This is a genomic window from Pseudomonas zeae, from assembly GCF_014268485.2.
In the GTDB taxonomy this organism is placed as follows: domain Bacteria; phylum Pseudomonadota; class Gammaproteobacteria; order Pseudomonadales; family Pseudomonadaceae; genus Aquipseudomonas; species Aquipseudomonas neuropathica.
Map to the genome: position 1 here is coordinate 5,013,850 of NZ_CP077090.1, position 23,515 is coordinate 5,037,364.

General features: G+C 60.1%; 20 protein-coding genes, 6 tRNA genes and 1 pseudogene. 11 read left to right on the forward strand and 16 right to left on the reverse strand.

The window, feature by feature from the left end; translation table 11 throughout:
* The first annotated feature begins 121 nt into the window (after positions 1-121).
* Positions 122-2,569 carry an acyl-CoA dehydrogenase gene (locus HU754_RS22085; protein ID WP_093435481.1) on the forward strand — a complete coding sequence of 816 codons (2,448 nt, stop codon included), beginning with the start codon at positions 122-124 and terminating at the stop codon, positions 2,567-2,569.
* Positions 2,570-2,643: 74 nt separating this feature from the next.
* Positions 2,644-3,051 (forward strand): PA2817 family protein, encoded by a 408-nt coding sequence (locus HU754_RS22090; protein ID WP_093435483.1) that lies wholly within the window; start codon positions 2,644-2,646, stop codon positions 3,049-3,051.
* Positions 3,052-3,159: 108 nt separating this feature from the next.
* Here the strand turns inward: HU754_RS22090 and HU754_RS22095 are convergent, their stop codons facing one another.
* Positions 3,160-4,158 carry a LysR family transcriptional regulator gene (locus tag HU754_RS22095; protein ID WP_186620447.1) on the reverse strand — a complete coding sequence of 333 codons (999 nt, stop codon included), beginning with the start codon at positions 4,156-4,158 and terminating at the stop codon, positions 3,160-3,162.
* A gap of 90 nt (positions 4,159-4,248) precedes the next feature.
* On the opposite strand from HU754_RS22095, the gene HU754_RS22100 reads away from it, so the two are divergent.
* The 3 genes from HU754_RS22100 (at position 4,249) to HU754_RS22110 (ending at position 6,373) form a co-directional block, all read left to right on the forward strand.
* The gene (locus tag HU754_RS22100; RefSeq protein WP_093435488.1) at positions 4,249-4,875 is read left to right on the forward strand and encodes an alanyl-tRNA editing protein; all 627 of its coding nucleotides are present in this window, start codon (positions 4,249-4,251) and stop codon (positions 4,873-4,875) included.
* 87 nt (positions 4,876-4,962) lie between these two features.
* Positions 4,963-5,733, forward strand: coding sequence for a 2OG-Fe(II) oxygenase (locus HU754_RS22105; protein ID WP_093435492.1), 771 nt, complete (start codon positions 4,963-4,965; stop codon positions 5,731-5,733).
* Position 5,734: 1 nt separating this feature from the next.
* On the forward strand, positions 5,735-6,373 hold the full coding sequence (locus HU754_RS22110; RefSeq protein ID WP_095048634.1) for a LysE family translocator: 639 nt from the start codon (positions 5,735-5,737) through the stop codon (positions 6,371-6,373).
* A 127-nt stretch (positions 6,374-6,500) separates the two neighbouring features.
* Here the strand turns inward: HU754_RS22110 and HU754_RS22115 are convergent.
* From HU754_RS22115 to HU754_RS22140, 6 genes are all read right to left on the reverse strand, one after another.
* A tRNA-Gly gene (locus tag HU754_RS22115) sits at positions 6,501-6,576 on the reverse strand.
* A 2-nt stretch (positions 6,577-6,578) separates the two neighbouring features.
* A tRNA-Glu gene (locus tag HU754_RS22120) sits at positions 6,579-6,654 on the reverse strand.
* A 57-nt stretch (positions 6,655-6,711) separates the two neighbouring features.
* Positions 6,712-6,787 (reverse strand) — tRNA-Gly (locus HU754_RS22125).
* A 3-nt stretch (positions 6,788-6,790) separates the two neighbouring features.
* A tRNA-Glu gene (locus tag HU754_RS22130) sits at positions 6,791-6,866 on the reverse strand.
* Positions 6,867-6,970: 104 nt separating this feature from the next.
* Positions 6,971-7,046 (reverse strand) — tRNA-Gly (locus HU754_RS22135).
* Between the two features lie 2 nt (positions 7,047-7,048).
* Positions 7,049-7,124: transfer RNA gene (locus HU754_RS22140), tRNA-Glu, on the reverse strand.
* Between the two features lie 384 nt (positions 7,125-7,508).
* Here HU754_RS22140 and HU754_RS22145 point away from each other — a divergent pair.
* Entirely contained in the window at positions 7,509-8,267 is a 759-nt protein-coding gene (locus HU754_RS22145) for a hypothetical protein (protein WP_174245077.1), read from the forward strand.
* A gap of 1,183 nt (positions 8,268-9,450) precedes the next feature.
* Here HU754_RS22145 and HU754_RS29835 read toward each other — a convergent pair.
* The 4 genes and pseudogenes from HU754_RS29835 to HU754_RS22160 all read right to left on the reverse strand — a co-directional run bounded on the left by HU754_RS29835 (position 9,451) and on the right by HU754_RS22160 (position 13,880).
* Complete coding sequence (locus HU754_RS29835) at positions 9,451-10,332, reverse strand: methyl-accepting chemotaxis protein (RefSeq protein WP_371748316.1); 882 nt, start codon at positions 10,330-10,332, stop codon at positions 9,451-9,453.
* Positions 10,312-11,634: pseudogene (locus HU754_RS29840) on the reverse strand (HAMP domain-containing protein); the annotation flags it as partial. The gene HU754_RS29835 and the pseudogene HU754_RS29840, both read right to left, overlap by 21 nt.
* Positions 11,528-12,928, reverse strand: a complete 1,401-nt coding sequence (locus HU754_RS22155; RefSeq protein ID WP_186625692.1) for an aminotransferase-like domain-containing protein — start codon at positions 12,926-12,928, stop codon at positions 11,528-11,530. The pseudogene HU754_RS29840 and the gene HU754_RS22155, both read right to left, overlap by 107 nt.
* A gap of 190 nt (positions 12,929-13,118) precedes the next feature.
* Complete coding sequence (locus tag HU754_RS22160) at positions 13,119-13,880, reverse strand: SDR family oxidoreductase (protein WP_007917441.1); 762 nt, start codon at positions 13,878-13,880, stop codon at positions 13,119-13,121.
* An 85-nt stretch (positions 13,881-13,965) separates the two neighbouring features.
* Between HU754_RS22160 and HU754_RS22165 the strand changes: the two genes are divergently transcribed.
* Both HU754_RS22165 and HU754_RS22170 read left to right on the forward strand, forming a co-directional pair.
* Positions 13,966-14,121: a hypothetical protein gene (locus tag HU754_RS22165; RefSeq protein ID WP_175559627.1), complete on the forward strand. Its 156-nt coding sequence runs from the start codon at positions 13,966-13,968 to the stop codon at positions 14,119-14,121.
* Positions 14,118-15,122: an NADP-dependent oxidoreductase gene (locus tag HU754_RS22170; RefSeq protein WP_186625694.1), complete on the forward strand. Its 1,005-nt coding sequence runs from the start codon at positions 14,118-14,120 to the stop codon at positions 15,120-15,122. Before HU754_RS22165 ends, HU754_RS22170 begins: the two co-directional genes overlap by 4 nt.
* 125 nt (positions 15,123-15,247) lie before the next feature.
* On the opposite strand, the gene pyrF is transcribed toward HU754_RS22170, so the two are convergent.
* Positions 15,248-15,946 (reverse strand): orotidine-5'-phosphate decarboxylase, encoded by a 699-nt coding sequence (pyrF, locus tag HU754_RS22175; RefSeq protein WP_176471268.1) that lies wholly within the window; start codon positions 15,944-15,946, stop codon positions 15,248-15,250.
* 296 nt (positions 15,947-16,242) lie between these two features.
* On the opposite strand from pyrF, the gene HU754_RS22180 reads away from it, so the two are divergent.
* The 3 genes from HU754_RS22180 to xopAW all read left to right on the forward strand — a co-directional run bounded on the left by HU754_RS22180 (position 16,243) and on the right by xopAW (position 19,129).
* Positions 16,243-16,992: a response regulator gene (locus HU754_RS22180; protein ID WP_016983639.1), complete on the forward strand. Its 750-nt coding sequence runs from the start codon at positions 16,243-16,245 to the stop codon at positions 16,990-16,992.
* On the forward strand, positions 16,992-18,041 hold the full coding sequence (locus tag HU754_RS22185; protein ID WP_099756920.1) for a sensor histidine kinase: 1,050 nt from the start codon (positions 16,992-16,994) through the stop codon (positions 18,039-18,041). Before HU754_RS22180 ends, HU754_RS22185 begins: the two co-directional genes overlap by 1 nt.
* 236 nt (positions 18,042-18,277) lie before the next feature.
* A complete protein-coding gene (xopAW, locus tag HU754_RS22190) occupies positions 18,278-19,129 on the forward strand; it encodes a XopAW family type III secretion system calcium-binding effector (protein WP_186624779.1) in 852 nt (283 codons plus the stop codon).
* Positions 19,130-19,681: 552 nt separating this feature from the next.
* On the opposite strand, the gene HU754_RS22195 is transcribed toward xopAW, so the two are convergent.
* The 4 genes from HU754_RS22195 to HU754_RS22210 all read right to left on the reverse strand — a co-directional run bounded on the left by HU754_RS22195 (position 19,682) and on the right by HU754_RS22210 (position 23,383).
* Complete coding sequence (locus HU754_RS22195; protein ID WP_186624780.1) at positions 19,682-20,734, reverse strand: AI-2E family transporter; 1,053 nt, start codon at positions 20,732-20,734, stop codon at positions 19,682-19,684.
* Positions 20,735-20,803: 69 nt separating this feature from the next.
* On the reverse strand, positions 20,804-21,610 hold the full coding sequence (locus tag HU754_RS22200) for a DUF4892 domain-containing protein (RefSeq protein WP_186624781.1): 807 nt from the start codon (positions 21,608-21,610) through the stop codon (positions 20,804-20,806).
* A 115-nt stretch (positions 21,611-21,725) separates the two neighbouring features.
* Complete coding sequence (locus HU754_RS22205; RefSeq protein WP_093442267.1) at positions 21,726-22,580, reverse strand: alpha/beta hydrolase; 855 nt, start codon at positions 22,578-22,580, stop codon at positions 21,726-21,728.
* Positions 22,577-23,383, reverse strand: coding sequence for an alpha/beta fold hydrolase (locus HU754_RS22210; RefSeq protein WP_186624782.1), 807 nt, complete (start codon positions 23,381-23,383; stop codon positions 22,577-22,579). The genes HU754_RS22205 and HU754_RS22210 overlap by 4 nt, the downstream gene beginning before the upstream one ends.
* Positions 23,384-23,515: the final 132 nt, after the last annotated feature.

Here is a 23,515-nt window from a genome sequence, read left to right on the forward strand (position 1 = left end):
AACCTACGAAAACCATCCGGGGTTTCCCACGATTTCAATCACCTTGGTCTGACCACCCGGTTTTACAGATGCCGTCTAAGCTCTGGAGGGTCGATTTGCCTTGGTTCACGGAGGACTGAATATGCTGTTGTTGTGGATACTGGTTTTGATCGTTGGTGTGGCGTATCTCGCCCACCGGCGTATTTCACCTCTGCCTGCGTTGGGCATCGTGGCCGTCTACCTGCTGGCGATGGGTATTTTCAGTCATGCGCCGGGCTGGTTGTTGCTGGTGTTCTGGGTGCTGCTGGCGGTGGTCGCTGCCCCGCTGCTGCTGCCTGACCTGCGTCGCAAGCATTTCACTGCGCCGTTGTTCAACTGGTTCCAGAAAACCCTGCCACCCATGTCGCAGACCGAACGCGACGCAATCGACGCCGGCACCGTGTGGTGGGACGGTGAGCTGTTCAGCGGCCGCCCGGACTGGGACAAATTGCTGGCCTATCCCAAGGCGCAATTGAGTGAGGAAGAACAGGCGTTCATTGACGGCCCGACCGAGGAACTCTGCGCGATGGTCACTGACTGGCAGATCGGCCAGTCGATGGACCTGCCACCCGAAGCCTGGGCGCATATCAAGGAACACGGTTTCTTCGCCCTGATCATCCCGAAAGAATTCGGTGGCAAAGGCTTCTCGGCTTACGCCCACTCACAGGTGGCGATGAAACTCGCTACCCGTAGCGGTGACCTCGCCTCCACCGTGATGGTGCCCAACTCCCTCGGCCCGGCCGAACTGCTGCTGCATTACGGCACCGACGAACAACGCAATCACTACCTGCCACGGCTGGCCCGTGGCGATGACATCCCGTGCTTCGCCCTCACCGGCCCGCTCGCCGGGTCCGATGCCGGTGCGATGCCCGACACCGGGATCATCTGCAAAGGCCAATGGGAAGGTCAGGAAGTCATCGGCCTGCGCTTGAACTGGGAAAAACGCTACATCACCCTCGGTCCGGTCGCGACCCTCCTCGGCCTGGCTTTCAAGGCCTACGACCCGGAGCATCTGCTGGGCGACAAGGAGGACCTTGGCATCAGCCTCGCGTTGATTCCGACCGATACCGCTGGGGTGGAAATTGGTCGTCGTCACCTGCCACTCGGCGCGGCGTTCATGAACGGCCCGAACTCGGGCAAAGACGTGTTTATCCCGCTGGACTTCCTCATCGGCGGTCAGGAGATGCTCGGCAAGGGCTGGATGATGCTGATGAACTGCCTGTCGGTCGGCCGTTCGATCTCGTTGCCGGCAGTCGGCACTGGCGCGGCCAAATTCACCAGCCTGGTCACCGGTCAGTACGCGCAGATTCGTGAGCAATTCAATGTACCGCTGTCGGCTTTCGAAGGTATTCAGGAAGCCATGGCGCGCATCGGCGGCAACGCCTGGATGATGGACGCGGCGCGGATGCTAACTGCCAACGCAGTGGATCTGGGCGAGAAACCGTCGGTGCTCTCGGCGATTCTCAAGTATCACCTCACCGAACGCGGCCGCGAGTGCATCAGCCACGCCATGGATGTGCATGGTGGCAAGGCGATCATCATGGGCCCGAACAACTACCTCGGGCGTAGCTGGAACGGCGCGCCGATCTTCATCACCGTGGAAGGTGCAAACATCCTGTCGCGCAACCTGATGATCTTCGGTCAGGGCGCGATTCGTTGCCATCCATTCGTGCTGAAGGAGATGGCCCTTGCCGGTCGTGAGGACAAGGATCAGGCGCTGAAAGAGTTCGATGGTTTGCTGCTCAAACACATCGGTTTCGCCGTAAGCAATGCGGCCAGTACGCTGGTGTTGAACCTCGGTTTCGGCCACTTCGAACACGCGCCGGGCGACAAGATCAGCCAAGGCTACTTCCGCGCACTCAACCGTCAGGCAGCGGCGTTCGCCATGCTCGCCGACTTCAGCATGATGTTGCTGGGCGGCGAACTGAAACGTCGCGAGCGTCTGTCGGCACGTCTGGGTGATGTGTTGAGCAACCTGTATCTGGCCTCCGCCGCGCTCAAGCGTTATCACGATCTGGATTCGCCAGCGTACATGGAGCCACTGTTCCGTTGGGCGATGGAAGAAAGCCTCGGCCAATCGGAACGGGCGCTGGATGAATTGCTGCGCAACTTCCCGAACAAGGTATTCGGTTGCCTGCTGCGAGCCATCGTGTTCCCGTTCGGTCGTCGTCACAAAGGCCCGTCGGACAAACTCGGTGCCGAAGTGGCAGGCGTGATTGGTCGCGCCAAAGGTGATCCGGCGCTGGAAGAACTGCTTGCCGGTTGCTATCGCCCGCAGTCGGCAGACGATGCCGTCGGCGCGCTGCAACACGCCAGCGATCTGCTCAATGCTGCGCAGCCGTTGCACAAAAAACTGCACACCTCGCTGAAAAGCGGTCAGGTCAAACCGGTCGCAGGTGAGCACGCCATCGATGCGGCGCTGGAAGCCGGGGTGTTGCAACCGGGAGAAGCACAGAGCCTGCGCGATGCCGAAGCCGCACGACGCAAGGTGATCGACGTCGATGACTTCGACAAAGAGGAACTGAAACTGGCAGAGGGCAAAGTCCGCTGATCCTGACAACCATGTCCAAGAGGGCGCGGGAGCTTTATACTCCCGCGCCCGTTTTGCTCTTGAGGACTTATCTCGTGTCCAACGTCGTTGCCGATCATCTTGTTTTGCTCGACCACCTGCGCAGTATCCTGGTCGCCGTAGGTGAGGCCGATCAGGTTCCCGAAGAAAGCCATGCCTTGTTCCTGGAGCGCTTCGACGAACTGCTGGCATCGCTGCCAATCGATCCGATCGAAAGCCAGTACCTGGGCCAGGACATCCTGACTCAAGTGATTAGCCGTTATCCACAAATCGCCCACCTGATCCCGCGCGATCTGTTGTGGTTCTTCGCCGGCGACTGCCTGCATTACTTGTCCGATGAAGAGATCGACCTGTATCAGGCACTGGAAGAACGTCGCTACGAAGCTGAACAGAACGATGAACCGTTCGACTGGAACCAGGAAAAACAACTGCTGGCGATGTCCGCTCAGGACAGCAAGCACTGATATAACAGTGGGTTGAAGATCAAAAGATCGCAGCCTTCGGCAGCTCCTACAGTGGACTCACGCAATCCTCTGTAGGAGCTGCCGAAGGCTGCGATCTTTTGCTTTGCGCTACAACAACCCTTCACTTTCGGGCAATTCATACGCCATCGCCGCGTTGCTCTCCCCCACTGATTTACCCGGTTTGCTCAAGGTCGGCTCTTTCTGCAGGCACTCCACCAGATAGTCGATGAACACCCGCAACTTGGGTGGCAGATAGCGCGTCGGCGAATGCAGCAGCCACAATCCGCCGTGATAGGACGCGAGGAACGTCCAGTCCGGCAACACCTGCACCACCAACTTTTGCTCAAGCGCGTAACGGGCGGTGAAATACGGCAGGCTGCCAATGCCGATGTGCTGCAACACCGCGCCCAGACGCACGCCTGTGTGATTGGCGGCATACCTACCGCGGACACCTACCGTCACCGCCTTACTGCCCTTCTTGAATTTCCAGCGCGCATCACTCGGAGTTTCCCCCAGATAAATACAACTGTGATTGAGCAGATCATGCGGGTGAGTCGGTATGCCGTGCTCGGCCAGGTACTGCGGCGTGGCACAGAGCAAATGGTCGATGGTCAGTAACTGCCGGCCAACCAGCCCGGCCGGTGGTCGATCGGTGATGCGAATGGCCAGATCGACATGGTCGTCGATCAAATCGACCTGGCGATCCTCCAGCAACAACTCGACATCGACCTTGGGATAACGCCGCAGGAACTCGGGCATGTGCGGATGAATCACGAAGCGCCCCACCGCTTTCGGCACGCTGACGCGCACCAGTCCTTCCGCTTCATGGGTGAACTGGCCGCTGATTTCCATCACCGACTTGGCCGCGCTGACCATCTCCTGGCAGCGTTTGAACACCTCTTCGCCACCGTCACTCAAGCGCAGTTTGCGTGTAGTGCGCTGCAGCAGGCGCGTGGCCAAGGCTTTTTCCAGACGCGAAATACTACGACTCACCGCTGACGGCGATGAACCCAACTGCCGAGCCGCTTCAGAGAAGCTACCGGTCTCGACGACCTTGACGAAAATCGCCATTTCACCAAGCAGCGGTAGCGGCAGATTGATGCTCACAGTGCACAAGTCCTTTGATGTTTGAACGGATTATCACGTTATTGCACGATTCATATAATAAAAAAAGAAACTTTAATAAGGGCATGGAATATGACGCTTCGCCTCTTTTTCCATAGTGATGACCTCAAGGCTAATGTGGAAGTCCTCGACTGCACGCCCCAAGAGAACGAATTCGCCGTGGTCTTGCGCGCCACACTGTTTCATCCGCAAGGCGGCGGACAGCCGTGTGATACCGGTTGGATCGGTGAAAGCCAGGTATTGCGTGTGGTGCAGGAGCCGGACCGGATCATTCATTTTGTCGACCGGCCGGTGGAACTGGGCATGACCTGCATCCGCATCGACGAACAGCGCCGCCACTTCAATACGCGCATGCATTCGGCCGGGCACCTGATCGGGCATTTCGTCCAGGCGCTGGGCTGGATGCCGATCAAAGCCCATCACTGGCCGGATGAAGGCCGAGTGCAATTCAAACCCGGCGACACCGCGCAGGAAGTCGATGCAGAGACCGTTCAACACGGGATCGACCAGTGGATCGAACACGACCTGCCCCGCCTGACCTCGCTACGCGAAGGTGCGCGGGAAATCGGTTTTGGTGAACTGCCCGCCTATGGCTGCGGTGGCACCCACGTACGCAGCCTGAAGGATCTGGGCACAGTCACGATCGCGTCCCTTTCGCAGAAGAAAGGCACGTTGTCCGTCCACTACAACGTGGATTGAGCATTTCGGGCGCTGCTTCACGCAGCGTCCGACGCCAGGGAACCGCATTCGCAGGTTCCGTTGACTATCGATAGATGGACCTAAAAAATGATGCTAGACGTCGAGCGTCTCGATGAGACGTGCATAAAAAAACTGGCCAACGAAGAAGTCCTCGCCATCCGCGTCAAAGGCTTTTTGCCTGAGCCGCTGGCCATTCAGATTGGCGACAAGATTCTCGCTCCAGGCTTCGAGGGTTACATCAACGCACCGAGTATCGGCCGCATCGGCATGGCATTTTACGAGGCGGAAAACCAGCCGCTGCTGATTGAGGACTACTTCGAACGCGCCACCAGCAACATCGCTGAACTGCGCAATCGCTGCGCGCCCTACTCCTCACCGATCGACACCTTGCGCTGCATGCTCGACGAATCCTGGCCGGCCGGCGCGCACCTGGAAAACCTCTACGGCCGGAAAATGTATGTCGGCCTTTCGCGCGTGGTGAAACCCGGCGTGTGCTTCCTCGCCCATCACGACATCTTCGCCAAGGATGCTCCGGACAGCTTCCAGGCCCGCAGCCTGGAAGCGCAGTTCGCCTGCAACGTCTACCTGAACATGCCGACCGAGGGCGGTGCGTTGCAGATATGGGACGACGACATCACCCCGGATCAATTCGACGAGATGCGTGGCGACAGTTATGGCATTGAACCAGCGCTGCTCGGCCCACCTGCGCTCGAAGTCCGACCGCAACCCGGTGATTTCATCATGTTCAACTCGCGGCGCATGCACTCGGTGACCCCGGGCGTAGCCGATCCGCGTTTGAGTCTTTCCTTTTTTGTCGGCTATCGCGGCAATGCTTCACCCCTGACCTATTGGAGCTGAGATGTATTCGAATTATCTGGGCGAGTTTCTGGCGCTGGCAACCATTCACTTTCTGGCTGTGGTTGCTCCCGGCCCGGACTTCGCAGTCACCATTCGCCAAAGCGTACGGTTCGGCCGATTGGTAGGGATCTGCACGGCGCTGGGTATCGGCGCGGGGATTTCCGTGCACGTGCTCTACACGTTGTTGGGTGTCGGGGCATTGATGCACACCACCCCGTGGCTGCTGACTGTCGCCAAGGTGATTGGCGGTGCCTACATCCTGTATCTGGGCGTCAGCCTGCTGCGCAGCAAACCCAAATCGGCCGTTGAAGGTGAAAAAGCTGCGGACGAGCCCGTGGTCGAACAAACGCTGTTCAAAGCTTTCAGCACCGGTTTTCTGACCAATGCAACCAACCCCAAGGCCACGCTGTTTTTCCTGGCCATCTTCACCACGATCATCAGCGCCAGCACGCCCCTGCAGATCCAGGCCTTTTACGGGCTGTGGATGTGCTTTGTGAATGCATTGTGGTTTGTCGTGGTCGCGCTGTTCTTCTCAAGCAATCGGGTTCGCCTGCTGTTCATGCGCATGGGCCATTGGTTCGAGCGCACCATGGGCGTGGTGCTTATTCTGTTTGCTGGCCGACTGATGCTGTCCTGGTAAGCAGATGCAAAACGCAAAAAGGCCCGCCGAATCGCTTCGGCGGGCCTTTTTCTTTATGACAGATGACACAACCACAAATCGCGCGCATACAAAAACGCCGCTCTGTTGAGCGGCGTTTTTGTGAATATGGAGCGGGAAACGAGACTCGAACTCGCGACCCCGACCTTGGCAAGGTCGTGCTCTACCAACTGAGCTATTCCCGCAATGGCGTCCCCTAGGGGACTCGAACCCCTGTTACCGCCGTGAAAGGGCGGTGTCCTAGGCCACTAGACGAAGGGGACACAGGCTACAACTTTCACTAATAAAAACGCCGCTCACTGAGCGGCGTTTTTAGAATTTGGAGCGGGAAACGAGACTCGAACTCGCGACCCCGACCTTGGCAAGGTCGTGCTCTACCAACTGAGCTATTCCCGCAAATGGCGTCCCCTAGGGGACTCGAACCCCTGTTACCGCCGTGAAAGGGCGGTGTCCTAGGCCACTAGACGAAGGGGACACGCTACCCGGAACACATGGTGTGTGTTTCGGTGTCCAGATCCGCATCCGAAGACTTGGCTCTGGTTTCACTCAGCACCGCCCGAAAGCGCTGCTGTTTAAAATTGGAGCGGGAAACGAGACTCGAACTCGCGACCCCGACCTTGGCAAGGTCGTGCTCTACCAACTGAGCTATTCCCGCATTGGCGTCCCCTAGGGGACTCGAACCCCTGTTACCGCCGTGAAAGGGCGGTGTCCTAGGCCACTAGACGAAGGGGACACACTACAACATTCACTCCCTGCCGCGCTTCGCTGTGTGCTTTACGCTGCAAGTGGCGCGCATTCTATGGATGGATTGAGAGGTCGTCAACCCCCTGATATAAATTTATTTAAATCAATGACTTCGACGACCTTTACGGCGGCAATCGGGCTTTTCCGTCGCCCGACGATTGACGCCTATATTCCGCCACCCGCCAAGACGTTATAGTCCACAGCGCAGTGATGGCAATCTGCACATGCATCGCCAGCATTCATATAAGCAGCATGCGGCCGATACAGATTGAACCTGCCGAACCAACCAGTCGAGCGGCGCTAGGCGGTTAAATGCCCAGCCACTACACTCGCATGCGAACCCTATAAAGAGGTCTTACCGGTGACACCACTCATGATCACCCTGCTTGTCATAGCCGGGATCGCAATTCTGATCGCCATTGGCTACATGAACCATGTGGTGGAAAACAACAAACTGGAGAAGGCCCGCACCAAGGTCGAACTCAACGACCGCCTGCGCCGCTGCGGCGAACTGACCGAAACCTTCCCGGGCCAGTTCATGACCCCGGCACTCAAGCTGCTGCTGACGCGCCTGGAATTGAACGTCTGCCAGCGCCTGCTGAACCTGGAAAAAACCAGCGCCACCACCAAAGCGCGCATCACCGAACTGAGCGCTCTGGTCGCCCAAGGCGAATCAATTCCGGTCAACAACCCGCCGTCGCCGATTCTGACCGAAGCAAAAGCCAAAGACGTGCGCTTCCTGCTCGAAGCCCTCCACGGCCAAATCACCCGCGCCGCCCACGATGGTTTCCTGCCACCGAATGAAGCCAAACACTGGATCCGCGAAGTCCGCCACATTCTGGTGCTGCTGCACATCGAATTCTTCAACAACCTCGGCCAACAGTCCCTGCAACAAAACCAGCCCGGCCAGGCCCGCCTCGCCTTCGAACGCGGCGTGCAATACCTGCGCAAACAGCAGGATCCGCAGATGTACGCAGAACAACTGCAATACCTGGAAAAACTCCTGGCCCGCGCGAACGCCCAGGTCATGGACAAGATTGCACCGGTTGAAGGTGAAGAAAACCAACTGACCGCCGGCCTCAAAGATGTCGAGGCCGATGCGGACTGGAAGAAGAAAGTGATTTACGACTGATTGCAGATGCTGGAAGAGAAGCCACCGAAAGGTGGCTTTTTTGTGGGCTCGCGGGAGTGAACCTGATAGAAAACCGGTGAATGTGAGGCCGCTTTCGCGAGCAGGCTCGCTCCCACAAGGGGGCTGAGTACATCTGACAGAGGTTGGTCGGCTATCCGGCCGCCATCGCGAGCAGGCTCACTCTTACATTGGGGCTGAGTACATCTGATAGCGGATTGGTCGGCTATCCGGCCGCTTTCGCGAGCAGGCTCGCTCCCACAGGGGGCTGAGTACATCTGACAGAGGTTGGTCGGCTATCCGGCCGCCATCGCGAGCAGGCTCACTCTTACATTGGGGCTGAGTACATCCGATAGCGGATTGGTCGGCTATCCGGCCGCTTTCGCGAGCAGGCTCGCTCCCACAGGGGGCTGAGTACATCTGACAGAGGTTGGTCGGCTATCCGGCCGCTTTCGCGAGCAGGCTCGCTCCCACAGGGGGCTGAGTACATCTGACAGAGGTTGGTCGGCTGTCCGGCCGCCTTCGCGAGCTGGCTCGCTCCCACAAGGGGGGTGAGTACATCTGACAGAGGTTGGTCGGCTATCAGGCCGCCATCGCGAGCAGGCTCACTCCTACATTGGAACTGAGTACATCCGATAGCAGATTGGTCGGCTGTCAGGCCGCCATCGCGAGCAGGCTCACTCCTACATTGGAACTGAGTACACCCGATAGAAAATTGGTCGGCTGTCAGGCCGCCTTCGCGAGCAGGCTCGCTCCCACAGAAAAGCAAAAGCAACACCCACCTCGCAACCGCATCAGCTTCTCACCACTCAACAGGATGAGCGTTAGCTCGGCTGCCGCTCTTGATCTTGATCTGAAAGCCCGTCGGCAGGCTGAGTGGAGGGATTGATCCGGGGGTGGGAGCGCAGCGACCGTTCGACGAAGTCGAACACATCGAGAGGAGGTGCAGCGAAGCAAACCGTAGGCGATGCCCCCGGAGCGATCCCGGAGCGAAGGAACCCCGAGCCCCAGCGAGCGGGCCGAACGTCAGGGCGAAGACCTTTTGGTTACTTTTGGGGCGTTTGCCAAAAGTGACCCGCCGTAAGGGCGGAAGCCTAATCAGCAACACCCGCAGCAACGGATATCCCCCCAAAACCCCAAGAGCCTGGTCGGCCCAAAGGCCGCCAAGCGTCAAAGCGTCAAAGCGTCAAAGCCGAAAATGCCCAACCATCCCGCGCAACTCCCCCCCCAACTGCGCCAGCTCAACACTCGAAGCCGCATTCCCACGCATCGCGATCGACGACTGATCCGCACTCGCACGAATACTCGTCACACTGCGATTGATCTCCTCCGCCACCGAACTCTGCTCCTCCGCCGCCGCCGCAATCTGCTGATTCATCTGCTGAATCAACGACACCGCCGCCGCAATACTCCCAAGCGCACTCTCGGTCTGCAACGCATCACTGACCGCCAGCTTCACCAGCTCGCCGCTGCTCTGAATCTGCTGCACCGACGAATGCGCCGCCAAGCGCAAAGCACTGACCAGCCGTTCAATCTCCTCAGTCGATTGCTGCGTGCGCCGAGCCAGCGCGCGCACCTCATCAGCCACCACCGCAAAGCCCCTGCCCTGCTCCCCGGCCCGCGCAGCCTCGATGGCGGCATTCAGCGCCAATAGATTGGTCTGTTCGGCAACACTCTTGATCACCCCGAGCACCGTGCCGATATTCTGGATTTCAGCACTAAGGCTTTCGATGCTCGAACTGGCCGACGTCGCCGAGTCAGCCAATTGCTCGATGCGCGCCATGCTCTGGCGCACCACCTGCTGCCCACTCTCGACCTTGTCATCCGCCGTCTGCGCGGCCAGCGCCGCTTCTTCGGCGTTGCGTGCAACGTCGTGAACGGTGGCGGTCATCTGGTTCATCGCCGTGGCAACCTGCTCGGTTTCTTCCTTCTGGCTGCTGACCTCAAGGTTGGTCTGCTCAGTGACTGCCGACAACGATTGCGCCGAACTGGCCAGTTGCTCGATCCCCGCCTGCAAACCACTGACGATGGTGCTCAGACCCGCGCCCATCTGTTGCATCGCCAGCATCAACTGACCGATCTCGTCGCGACGGGTCACTGCCACGGTCGCACTCAAGTCGCCGGCGGCAATCTGCTGCGCGACCTGAATCACACTGCGCAATGGCGCGACGATAAGTCGGGTGATCAGCCACGCAGCGAGTAATCCCACCAGCAATGCCAGCGCCGATGAGCCGATGATCAGCAGCGAGTTTTTCTTCAGTTCTGCCTGCATCGCGCCGTCTTCAGCGACATACGCCTGATTCACCCGCTCGACCACTTCGTTGGCACGCTGGTGCAATTGCTCGTAGACGGTTTTTTCCTGCGCGAGCAACCCGGTGTACTCGGCCAGTTTGTCGTTGAAACCGGCGATGTGCCCGGACACTTCATTGAGCACGGTCAGATAGCCCTCGTCCTTGACCGTGGTTTTCAATTCTTCGGCCTGCGCCTGCGCCTGTGCAGCCTGTTCGATATTGCCCTTGCCAGCACTGTCGGCATCGCCCTTGCGGCTTTGATCGAGACGAATCCGCGCTTCGTTCATCGCTTGCAGCATCAACCGCGAAACCTGGCTGACCTGACTGGCCTGCTCAATGAACTGTGCGCCATCCTTACCCTCGGTGTCCTTCAAGGTATATGCACCGTCGTCGGCAAGTCCGGCCTGCAATACGTCAAGGTTGTTGGCCACACTGGACACCGACCAACTGGCCATTTCCAGCGCCAGGTCCTTGGCCTGAGTCAACGACACAAACTCGTCGAACGCCTTACGATAAGCGCCCAGCGACTGCTGCACATCATTCATGACCGGCACATTCGCCGCCGACTGCGCTTTGAGCTGATCAGCCAGAGCAACCAGTTCGTCGACGCCCTTACGCAGCGCATCGGCCGTCTTCGGATCGCCCCGCAAGGCATATTCCTGCTCGAGCAGGCGCACCTTGAGCAAGCCGCTGTTGAGCGAAGACATCTGTTTCAGCCCGTCGAAACGCTGACTGATGGTTTGCAGGGACCAAACGCCGATGGCCGCCACCAGCGCGGTCAGAAGCAAAACCAGCACAAACCCGATACCCAGTTTTTTCGCCATACCGAGGTTGGCAAAACGTCCTTGCATGGCCGAAATCATTGCGCGTAGTCCCCTGCCATTGTCAGTAGAGCGAAGAGTCGCAACGGCCATGAAGCAGCACAAGTCTCTGGCGTCGGAATAATGGCAAAAAGCTACGCCTGCGTCGTTTTCAGAACACTTGAGGTCGATCCGAACCGGTGTAGCGAAAAAACTGCCGGGCGCGTGGATCACAAGCGTAGGCGACGTTGATGCGCAGCCAATCGCCCGACTCGCCATTGGGACTGAATGCATCAGGCGCTGACAGCAACACGCCGCAACGTTGAGCCTGCCGACGCAGCCGAATCTGATCGGTCATGCGCGAGCGCGCCCAGATGAACAAGCCACCTGCAGGCTTGCCGAAAACCTCCCAGTCGGCGTCCTCCAGCGCCTGCAACGCGGCCGCGCGTTCGGCATTCAGGCGTTGACGCTGGCGCTGCACCAGTTTGCGGTAAGCGCCGCTGACCATCAGGCTGGCCAGCACGGCTTCGGTAAACCTTGACGCCCCCAGACCGCTGATCATCTTGACCTGCGCCAGCCGTCTGACCATGTCGCTGTCGGCAAAAACGAAACCGACCCGCAACGAGCTGCTCAGCGTCTTGGAAAAACTGCCCACGTAAATGACTCGCCCCTCATCATCCAGAGCCGCCAGGCGCGTGCCGTTGCCGGTGTGCAAGTCTGCGTAGACATCGTCTTCGATCACGCGCAAATCGTAGGTCTTGCTCAGTTGCAGGATGCGTTGCGCTACGCTCGGCGACAGGCAACTGCCGGTGGGGTTGTGATGATGGCTGTTGATGAATAACGCGCCGGGGCGAAACTGTTGCAGCAACGCTTCCAGCGCGTCGATATCCGGCCCGTTCGGGGTGCGACGCACCTCGAGCATGCGCACGCCGTGCATCCGCAGGAGATCGAACAACGGCGCGTAACCGGGCGTCTCGACCACCACGCAGTCTCCGGCCTTGAACAAGGTGCGCACGATCAGATCAAGCGCATGGCTGGCGCCGCAGGTACTCAGCAACTGCGCACTGCGGGCCTCGATACCGAACAGTTTCAGGCGCTTGGCGATTTGCTCGCGCAACGCTGGAAGCCCCAAGGGCGTGCTGTAGTTGAACAGGCTGGCCATGTCGGTGCGCGCCACCTCGCGCAGGGCATAACTGAGGTCGTCAGGTTCACGCCAGCTATGCGGCAGTCCGCCCGCGCCAAGTTTCAAGCCACCCGCGGCCTCGCACACGGCATCGCACCAGGCGAACCGGCCCTCGAATGGCGCCAGCTCATCTTCTGCGCCTGTTACCGAGGGCGAGGCGGCGACAATGAACCCGGTGCCCTGGCATGAACTCAGAACACCCTGCGATACCAGCCGCTCACACGCCTCTACCACACACGACTGGCTGAGCAGATTGCCCCGGGCGATCTGCCGCACGGACGGCAAACGGGTGGCCGGCGGTACGCCACTTTGCAGGATCCACTCGGTCAGTCCGTCAACAATCTGCTGCACGACCGGCACCATTGCCTGTCGATCAATTCTCAATTCCATGAGCAAGCAAACTCCTGTCCGTTTTGCTGGCGGCAGTAAATCACAGCCGCGCCGGACAGGCTGTGCGACAACGCCGCCAAAAGCGACCGTTCTAACCGTTTGATACACATTGTTTAAGAGGCTTCACGGAACTGACCGCTGCCCACAAAAAAGCCCGCAACGAATGCGGGCTGTTGTTCTTGGGCGTGATTCAGAAAGCGGTGACGCCGCCATCCACTGCCAGCGAGTGGCCGGTGGTGAATGCCGCACCGTCGCTGCACAGGTACAACACGGCACTGGCGATTTCTTCGACCTTGCCGATGCGCCCGACCGGGTGCATGGCGTTGGCGAACTCACCCTTCTTCGGGTCGGCCTCGTAAGCACGGCGGAACATGTCGGTATCGATCACCGCCGGACACACAGCGTTGACACGGATTTTCTTCTTCGCGTATTCGATGGCCGCCGATTTGGTCAGACCGATCACCGCGTGCTTCGACGCCGCGTAGATGCTCATCTTCGGCGCCGCGCCCAGTCCCGCCACCGAGGCGGTGTTGACGATCGCCCCGCCGCCCTGCGCCAGCAACAGCGGCAGCTGATACTTCATGCACAGCCAGACGCCTTTGACGTTGACGCCCATGATCGCGTCGAACTCATCCATCGAGCCTTCGGCCAGTTTGCCTTTTTCAATTTCGATGCCGGCATTGTTGAAGGCATAGTCGAGACGGCCGTAGGTATTGATGACCTCGTCCATCAGATTTTTCACTTCGCTTTCGACGGTCACGTTGCAGCGTACGAAGGTCGCTTCGCCGCCGGCTGTACGAATCAGCGCCACCGTGCCCTCGCCCCCTGCCGCGTCCAGATCGGCGACCACCACTTTCAGGCCTTCGGCGGCGAACGCCTGGGCGGTCGCACGGCCGATGCCGTTGGCCGCGCCAGTGACTACAGCAACCTGACCGGAAAACGTCATGCTCATTGTTATGTCCTCGAAGGGATAGATGCAGGGGATGTATGGAATGGCAGCATAGCCATTGAGGTCTGCCGAGCGTCAGCACTATCCAATGGCTGTTTATGTGCCCATGCGTCGCAGTGATAAAACCGGCCAGGTGATCATCACTGCACTGGATCGGCGTGCATTCGCCGCATCAGCCAACCTTGCGCCAATGCCGGCGAAGGTCTATCAACAAGGCTTCATTCCGTTCGAGTGCCTGCCATGACCAACCAGACCAATCGCCAGTTCCTGCTCGCCAAACGCCCGGTGGGAGCGGCCAACCGCGAGACCTTCACCTATCAGGAAGTACCGGTCGGCGAACCGGCGGCGGGCCAGATTCTGGTCAAGAACGAATACCTGTCCCTCGATCCGGCGATGCGTGGCTGGATGAACGAGGGCAAGTCCTACATCCCGCCGGTCGGTATCGGTGAAGTCATGCGCGCGCTGGGCGTAGGCAAAGTCATTGCTTCGAACAACCCTGGCTTTGCGGTCGGGGACTACGTCAACGGCGCCATTGGCGTGCAGGATTATTTCCTCGGCGAGCCAAGAGGTTTCTACAAAGTCGATCCGAAACTGGCACCGCTGCCGGTGTACCTGTCAGCGCTGGGCATGACCGGCATGACCGCCTACTTCGCCCTGCTGGATGTCGGCGCACCGAAGGCCGGCGACACCGTGGTGTTGTCCGGTGCAGCGGGCGCAGTGGGCAGCATCGCCGGGCAGATTGCCAAGCTCAAAGGCTGCCGCGTGGTTGGCATTGCCGGCGGCGCCGACAAGTGCAAATTCCTTATTGATGAGTTGGGTTTTGACGGTGCCATCGACTACAAGTCCGAAGATGTCGTGGCCGGGCTTAAACGCGAATGCCCGAAAGGCGTCGATGTGTATTTCGATAACGTTGGCGGCGACATCCTCGATGCGGTGTTGAGCCGTTTGAACATAAAGGCGCGGGTGGTTATCTGCGGCGCGATCAGCCAGTACAACAACAAGGAAGCGGTCAAGGGGCCAGCCAACTACCTGTCGTTGCTGGTCAACCGTGCGCGGATGGAAGGTTTTGTGGTGATGGATTACGCAGCGCAATACGCCAGTGCCGCGCAGGAAATGGCCGGCTGGATGGCCAAGGGGCAGCTCAAGAGCAAGGAAGATATCGTCGAAGGGCTGGAGACCTTCCCGGAAACGCTGATGAAATTGTTCAGCGGTGAGAACTTCGGCAAGTTGGTGTTGAAAATCTAAAACCACCACAAAACAAATGTAGGAGTGAGCCTGCTCGCGATAGCGGTGTGTCAGTCAACATTACCGTTGTTTGACACACCGCTATCGCGAGCAGGCTCACTCCTACAGGGTTTTGCGGTGCCTGATCAGGCGATTTCGGCTACGACCGAAGCCAGTGCCTTGGCCGGATCAGCCGCCTGGCTGATCGGACGGCCAATCACCAGATAATCGGAACCGGCATCCAGCGCCTGACGCGGAGTCAGAATGCGGCGCTGATCGTCCTGCGCGCTGCCCGCCGGACGAATTCCCGGGGTCACCAGTTGCAGCGACGGATGCGCAGTTTTCAGTGCCGAGGCTTCCAGCGCCGAGCACACCAGACCGTCCATGCCAGCCTTTTCGGCCAGCGCGGCCAGACGCAGCACTTGCTCTTGCGGCTCGATATCCAGACCGATACCAGCCAGGTCTTCACGCTCCATGCTGGTCAGCACGGTCACGCCGATCAGCAACGGCTGCGGGCCGCTGCGTTTATCCAGCTCTTCACGGCAAGCGGCCATCATGCGCATACCACCGGAGCAATGCACGTTGACCATCCACACGCCCATCTCGGCAGCGGCTTTCACGGCCATCGCGGTGGTGTTGGGAATGTCGTGGAATTTCAGGTCGAGGAATACTTCAAAACCCTTGTCGCGCAGGGTGCCGACAATTTCTGCGGCGCAACTGGTGAACAGCTCCTTGCCCACTTTGACCCGACACAGCTTCGGGTCCAACTGGTCGGCCAGCTTCAGTGCGGCGTCACGGGTAGGGAAATCCAGGGCGACGATGATAGGAGTCTGGCAGGCGGACATGAATGGGCTCTCAGGCAGGTCGAAATCGGCGCGCATTGTAGCGGAACCGGCGGCAGCGCGGCACCCGATGATCGGTAAATCGTCGCGCTGGCCGTGATCAGCATAGCGCTCGCTGCTATTGTGTCGACTCCGATACACAACCGACACGCCAGCAACAAGCACCCGCGCTAGCCTCGCCAGCCGCAATACGTCCTTACATCAGCACTTCCCGCCTCACGGCTGGACGCCTATGCTGAAACCACAACCTCGCAGCCCATCTTTTGTGGTTGGCGGCCTACTGGCAGATGAACAGCCTCATGCACAACACCCAAATGACCGCGACGGATGAGCCTAAAGACGACAAGCGCTGGAGCATTCGCGCGCTGATCGTCGATGATGACGTACCGATCCGCGAGCTGATGATTGACTACCTCGCGCGCTTCAATATCCACGCCAGCGGCGTCACCGACGGCGCGGCGATGCGTCAGGCGCTGCTCGCCGAGCATTTCGATGTTGTCGTGCTGGACCTGATGCTGCCCGGCGAAGACGGCTTGTCGCTGTGCCGCTGGCTGCGCGCTGAATCGGACATCCCGATCCTGATGCTCACCGCACGTTGCGAACCGACCGACCGCATCATCGGCCTGGAACTGGGCGCCGATGACTATATGGCCAAACCGTTCGAGCCACGCGAACTGGTCGCGCGCATTCAGACCATTCTGCGCCGGGTGCGCGACGATCGAACCGAACAGCGCGCGAACATTCGTTTCGACAACTGGCGTCTGAACAGCGTCCTGCGCCAGTTGATCGCCGACGATGGTCTCGTGGTGCCGCTGTCCAACGCCGAATTCCGCCTGCTGTGGGTGTTTATCGAACGTCCGCGTCGGGTACTCAGCCGCGAGCAACTGCTCGATGCGGCCCGGGGCCGCTCGATCGAAGCCTTCGACCGCAGCATCGATTTGCTGGTCTCGCGTCTGCGGCAGAAACTCGGCGACGACCCGAAAGCCCCGCAGTTGATCAAAACCGTGCGCGGTGAGGGTTACCTGTTCGACGCGCGGGACATCGGCTGATGCGGGCGCGCTTCGACACGCTGTTCGGGCGCCTGTTTGGCGTGCTGTTCGTGGCGATTGTCCTGGCGCACCTGCTGGCGTTCGCCTGGTTCCACCACTACGGGCCACCGCCGCCCCCGCCGCCACCGGAGTTCTCCCAAGGCGCCGAAGGGCAACCGATGGCACATGATCCGCGCTACCCGCCACGGCCACCGCGTCCGTGGTTCGGTGGCCCGGTGGTGCCGCTGACCTTTCAATTCATCACGCTGATGATCGCGGCCTGGTACGGCGCCAAACTGCTCAGTCGCCCGATCCAGCGCCTGAGCGACGCCGCCGAACGCCTCAGCGAAGACCTCGACAGTCCGCCGCTCGACGAGTCCGGCCCGCGGGAATCGCGACAAGCCGCCTACACCTTCAACCTGATGCAGCAACGCATTCGCGAACAGGTGCAGCAGCGCGCACGGATGCTGGGCGCTGTTTCCCATGATCTGCGCACACCGTTGTCACGCCTGAAACTGCGCCTGGAAAACATCAGCGATGAAAAGCTGCAAGGCCAGATGCGTCAGGACCTCGACGACATGATCGGCATGCTCGACGCCACCCTCACCTACCTGCACGAACAGCGCACCAGCGAAGCGTTGCAGTTGATGGACGTGCAGGCGCTGGTCGAATCACTGTGCGAAAACGCGCAGGATCAAGGCGCCGACGTACAGGTCAGCGGCCATTGCGCACCGTTGCCGGTACAGCCGATGGCGCTGCGTTCGTGCCTCAACAACCTCATGGACAATGCCCTGCGTTATGCCGGCCAGGCACGCATCGAATTGCAGGATCAACGCGAGCAACTGCTGATCCGCGTAATCGATCACGGCCCGGGGATTGCCGAGGACAAGCGTGAAGCGGTGTTTGAACCGTTTTATCGCCTGGAAGGCTCGCGCAATCGCAACTCTGGCGGTGTGGGGCTGGGCATGACCATTGCCCGCGAAGCGGCACAGCGTCTGGGTGGGCAGCTCAACCTCGAAGAAACCCCCGGCGGCGGCCTCACCGCCATCATTCGCCTGCCGCGCACCTGAGAACACCACCGCGCCCCTGTGGGAGCGAGCCTGCTCGCGAACGCGTCAGTTGATCCAATATCTCTTTTGAATGTACCGCCCTCTTCGCGAGCAGGCTCGCTCCCACAGGCGTTCAGCGGTGCTCATTCCATCGTGTGTACCCACCGGTACAAATCCCACATACCCCCGACAACTTGCGCCCCGACGCTGCATAAGCCGGTACACCCACCGGTTTTCCATTCCAGGGAGTGAGTCCGATGATCGGTAGCGTCAGCAACTACACGAGCTATACCAGCACCAGCAGTACCTCCACGCAAAACGCCCGCAGCCAGCAACTGCAAAAAGAACTGTTCGCCAAACTCGACAGCAACGGCGACGGCGCGGTGGATCAGGACGAACTGAAAAGCGCCCTTTCACAGAAATCCGACGACGGCCTGCTGGTCAACCTGAGCAAACAGTTCGGCGATCTGGACAGCGATGCCAGCGGCAGCCTCAGCGCCGAAGAATTGACCGCCATGGCGCCCCCGCCACCGCCACACGATCAAGCACCGGACACCGACCTCGCCGACGCCCTGATCAGCGCCCTCGACAGCGACGGTGACGGCGCCATCAGCAGCGACGAACTGAGCAGCGGCCTGACCAGCGCCGGCAGCACTGCCGACAGCAACGAAATCTTCTCCGCCCTCGACAAGAACAAGGACGGCACCGTCAGCCAGGACGAACTCACCGCCAGCCTGACCCCGCCACCCCCACCGCCGCCACACATCAACAGCGACGAACTGTTCAGCCAACTTGATGCGGATGGCGACGGTAGCGTGACGGCTAACGAATTAAGCAGCGCTCTGCAGACCAGCAACAGCACCTCATCGACCAGTACCGACACCAGCACCGCGCTGCTCAAGGTGCTCGATAGCGACAGCAGCGGCGGTGTAAGCAGCGACGAGCTGAAAGCGGCTTTACAGGCAGGGCGAGAACGGCCGGATGAAGAACAGACCGCTTCTACCCAGAGCACCACCGAAGCCCTGAACCGCATGATTGCCAATTTGAGCAAACAGTACTCGCTGGAGAAAACGGCGTCGGTGGGCAAGTATTTGAATGTGGCGACTTGAGTCGAAGACACTATTTGCCGCGGACAATCAAAAGCCCCTCACCCTAGCCCACTCCCGGAGGGAGAGGGGACTGACCGAGGTGTTTGGGAGAGGTACGCCGACGTGCGATACCGCGTCGAACTGAGGCTTTGAAAAGCACACATTTCAGCCCCCTCTCCCTCGGGAGAGGGCTGGGGTGAGGGGCAGCAACAACGCAAATCAAAAGCCGAACACCCGCGCTCTTCACCACTCAATAGGCCGAGTGTCAGCTCGCCTGCTCTTGATCTTGATCCACAGGCGACGTCGGAAGGCTGAGTGGAGGGATTGATCCGGGCGTGGGAGCGCAGCGACCGTTTGGCGCAGCCAAACACAGCGAGAGGAGGTGCAGCGAAGCAAACCGTAGGCGCTGCGCCCGGATCGATCCCGGAGCGAAGGAACCCCGAGCCCCAGCGAGCGGGCCGCACGCAGGAGCAAGCCTTTTTGGTTACTTTTTCGGCGTCTGGAAAAAGTGACCCGCCGTAAGGGCGGAACCTTAATCAGCAACACCCGCAGCAACGGATATGCCCACAAAAATCAGCGCCGCTCCTCAACCCGCCCCTGACTCTTGCTCCAATCCGTCAACAAACTATAAGCCACCGCCAACAACGTAGGCCCGATAAACAACCCGATAAACCCAAACGCAATCAACCCGCCAAACACCCCAAGCAACACAATCACCAACGGCAAATTCCCGCCGCGACTGATCAGATACGGCTTGAGCACGTTGTCCACCCCACTGATGACAAACGTCCCCCAGATCCCGAGAAACACCGCCATCCCGTACTCACCCTTCCACGCCAGCCAGGCAGTGGCCGGCACCCACACCAACGGCGGCCCCATCGGAATCAGACTCAACAGGAAGGTGACAATCCCGAGCACCAGCGCCCCCGGCACTCCGGCAATGAAGAACCCGATCAACGCCAGAACCGCCTGCGCCGCCGCCGTGCCGATTACGCCGTTGACCACCCGCTGCACCGTGCCGGCCACCAACTCGATGTAATACCCCGCCCGATCACCGATCAGCCGCTCCAGCAGACCGTGCACAAACGCCGCCAGCCGAGGCCCGTCACGATAGAAAAAGAACACAAAGACAATGCTCAACGTCAGCTCGAGAATCCCGCCACCAATCTGCGCACTGCGCGCCAGCAGCCAGTTACCGACCTGCCCCAGATAAGGTTTGATCGACACCATCAGCGCGGCGCCCTGCTGATCGATGCTGTTCCACAGCCCGACCAGGCGCTCGCCCACAAACGGCAAAGTCCCCAGCCACACCGGCGCTTCCGGCAGACCGTCGACCTGCACATCCTTGATGAACGCCGTGGCATCACGCACATGATCCCCCACGTTGAACCCTAGCCAGACCAGCGGCGCGGCCACCAGCAGCATCCAGCCCAGCGTCAGAATCCCCGCAGCCAGCGACTCACGGCCATTGAGCCAGCGGGTCAACAGACGCATCAGCGGCCAACTGGCGAATGCCAGCACCGCGCCCCAGAACAGGGCCGACCAGAACGGCGCCATCACCCACAGGCTGGCACCAAACAACACCAGCAGCAGGATCTGCACCAGCAGGCGATCGTTATTGAGCATGTAAGGTCTCGAAAAAGTCAGTCAGGCAAAGAGTAGGCGAACACGCAGTTCGTGCTCGCCCGAAACAGCTTAACGCAACAGATCGATGCGCAGGCCAGAGCCTTCAACACTGCCGGTCTCCATGCGTGCCGCCCGCACGCCCTGATTGATCAGGGCCTGTCGCCATGCCTCGGCTTTCGACCCGGACACCGTCACGCGCAACGTCGTATCGAGATTAAGGCCACGGGAAATCAGGCGTAGCCATGTATCGTCCGGATCATTCACGCGATCAGGAAAATCCAGTTCACCGGTGCTTTTCAACTGACGCAACAGGGTCGCCGAGGTCGGCAGCAGCTCACCCAACGGTGCAGCCGCCTCGAACTGTTCGACATGCAGATAGGCTTTGCGATTGCCGCGCGTGATGCTGTAAAGCGCCACCAGCGTGTTGTCACGCGGTGCGGCCAGTCTCAACAACAGATACGCCTGTTGTTCGTCAGCACCGTACAACTTGGCGTTGCCGAACACCTCGTTGGCCCACAGGCTGCTTTCACCGCAATCACGCGCCTGACACCAGAACAGCAATTCGGCGTCCTGCTTTTGCAGGGCTTCACGAGCGGCGGTAAAAGCTTCGGTGGCGGAGTGTTCGGGGGGCAACTCGTAGGTCACCGAAGTGGTCTGGCCACGGGCGGTGACCTGGCCGTCGAAACGCAGCTGCCCGCTGATCTTGCGGATCGAGCCCAGCGGATAGATCCGCTCAAGCTCCACAGGCGGGCGGTAGTCGACGATCTGTGCATCGGCCAGACGCGGCACGATCTGCAGATCCTGACTGCCCGGCACATCGGCGGCGAACGAAACGGTACTGAAACAGCACAGTGCCAACAGACTGAGTGACCGCATAGTCAGGCTCATCGGATCGGCAATGCTGGATGATTCGAGGTCGCAGCGGTATAGAAATCCATCGTAGTTGTCTCCCATTTCAACCCGCCCAGCCTCGACAGTTGCCCGCAGCAAGTCAAGGAATGGCGAAGAACCGATTGAAACAGTCTGCTACAAGGCCGGCACCCGCCTCGTCGTTCAGGTGCAAATGGTGCCCGCCCGCCAACTGTTCCCGGCTAAAGGGTAGACGCTCCAGCAGCTCCGGATGTTTGGCGAGCATGCCGTCAGCCGCGACCACCAACTGCGCCGGACAACTGACCCGCAGCGCGAAAGCCATTGCCTGTTCCTGGGTCAGACGCAGCGGCGAAGGCAGGGTCAGGCGATTGTCGGTGCGCCAGGTGTAACCGCCGGGCACCGGCATCAGACCGCGCTGGGCCAACAATTCAGCCGCCTCACGGCTGACCGCCACCAGACCTTTCATGCGCGCTTCGATGGCACGGTCGAGGGTGTTGTAAACCGGTTTGCGCTTCTCGCGCAGATCCAGTTGCGCTTGCAGGGCCATGCCCATGCGCTCGGCGGCGTTTTCGCCTTTGTCTGTAGGAGGAATGACGCCGTCGATCAGCGCCAGATGGCTGATGCGTTCCGGCAGCGAACCCGCCAGCACCATGGAAACGATGGCGCCCATCGAATGCCCGAGCAGGCCGAAACGCTTCCAGCCCAGTTGTTCGGCGACTTGCAGCACGTCATGGGCGTAATCCCACAGCGCATAGCCGGCGCCGTTCGGCCGATGCCCGGAGTGCCCGTGCCCGGCCATGTCCAACGCAATGATGCGCAAGCCTTTGAGTTTGGGCGCCAATCGGGCAAAGCTGTTGGCATTGTCGAGCCAGCCATGCAGTGCAATCACCGGCAGCCCGTCCTCGGGCCCGAATAAATGCGCGGCCAGTTCGATATGCGGCAGGCTCAGGCGCACTTCTTCGAAGGTCGGACTCATGCGCAATCCTTGTTCTGACGGTGCTCCCAACGGGTAAACAGATTCTTCAACAACCGCGCGGTGTCCTGCGGACGCTCAAGCGGGAACATGTGGCCGCCGGGCATGCTCAACGCCTCGCCCTGGGCCAGACGCGAAACGAAACGGGTGTGATGGCGCATGACCACACGGCTCTTGTGCCCGCGCACCACCGCCAGCGGCACTTGCAATTGACCGGTACGGCCAGGGCTGGTGTGCGGCACACCGCGATAGATACTGATCTCGGTGGCCGGGTCGAAACGCAGGCGCAGTTTGTCGCCAACCTTGTGCAAACCGTGCTGCAGGTAGGCGTCGAAACATTCCGGATCGAAGCCGCGAAACAGCGTCTTGCCAGCAAAATAGCTGCGCGCACTGTCGAGGTCGGCGAACTCTTCGCGCCGGCCCAACGTGCGGCCGGCCGGGGTCAGTCTGTCGATGAAGCCAAAGCGCTTGGCCGCGCGGATTACCCACTGATCAGTGCGGGTCAGCACCGGCGAATCGAGCATCACTACGCCGCGATACAGCTCAGGGCAACGCAGTGCCGCGTGCAAATGCAGTACGCCGCCGAACGAATGGCCGACGCCCCACACCGGCTGATCCTGCTGCTGCAAATGGTGGATCAACTCGTCGACGAGGTTGTACCAGTTGTCATCCGCCGGAAAACGCGGGTCATGGGCATGCTGCTCCAGATGCGCAACCCGGTACTCGGGCGCCAGCGCCGCGAACAATTTGCCATAGGTGCCCGAGGGAAACCCGTTGGCGTGGGCGAAAAAGATTGGTTGCGACATACGGGCAAATCCATGAGCGGGAAACGTGGCGTTGATTGTCCGTAAGACCGCGCCTTACAGCAATGACCGTAACTGCCAGGAATGATGACAGTCCGGTCAGGGCTATGGTGAGTCAGTCGGATCGCTACCCCC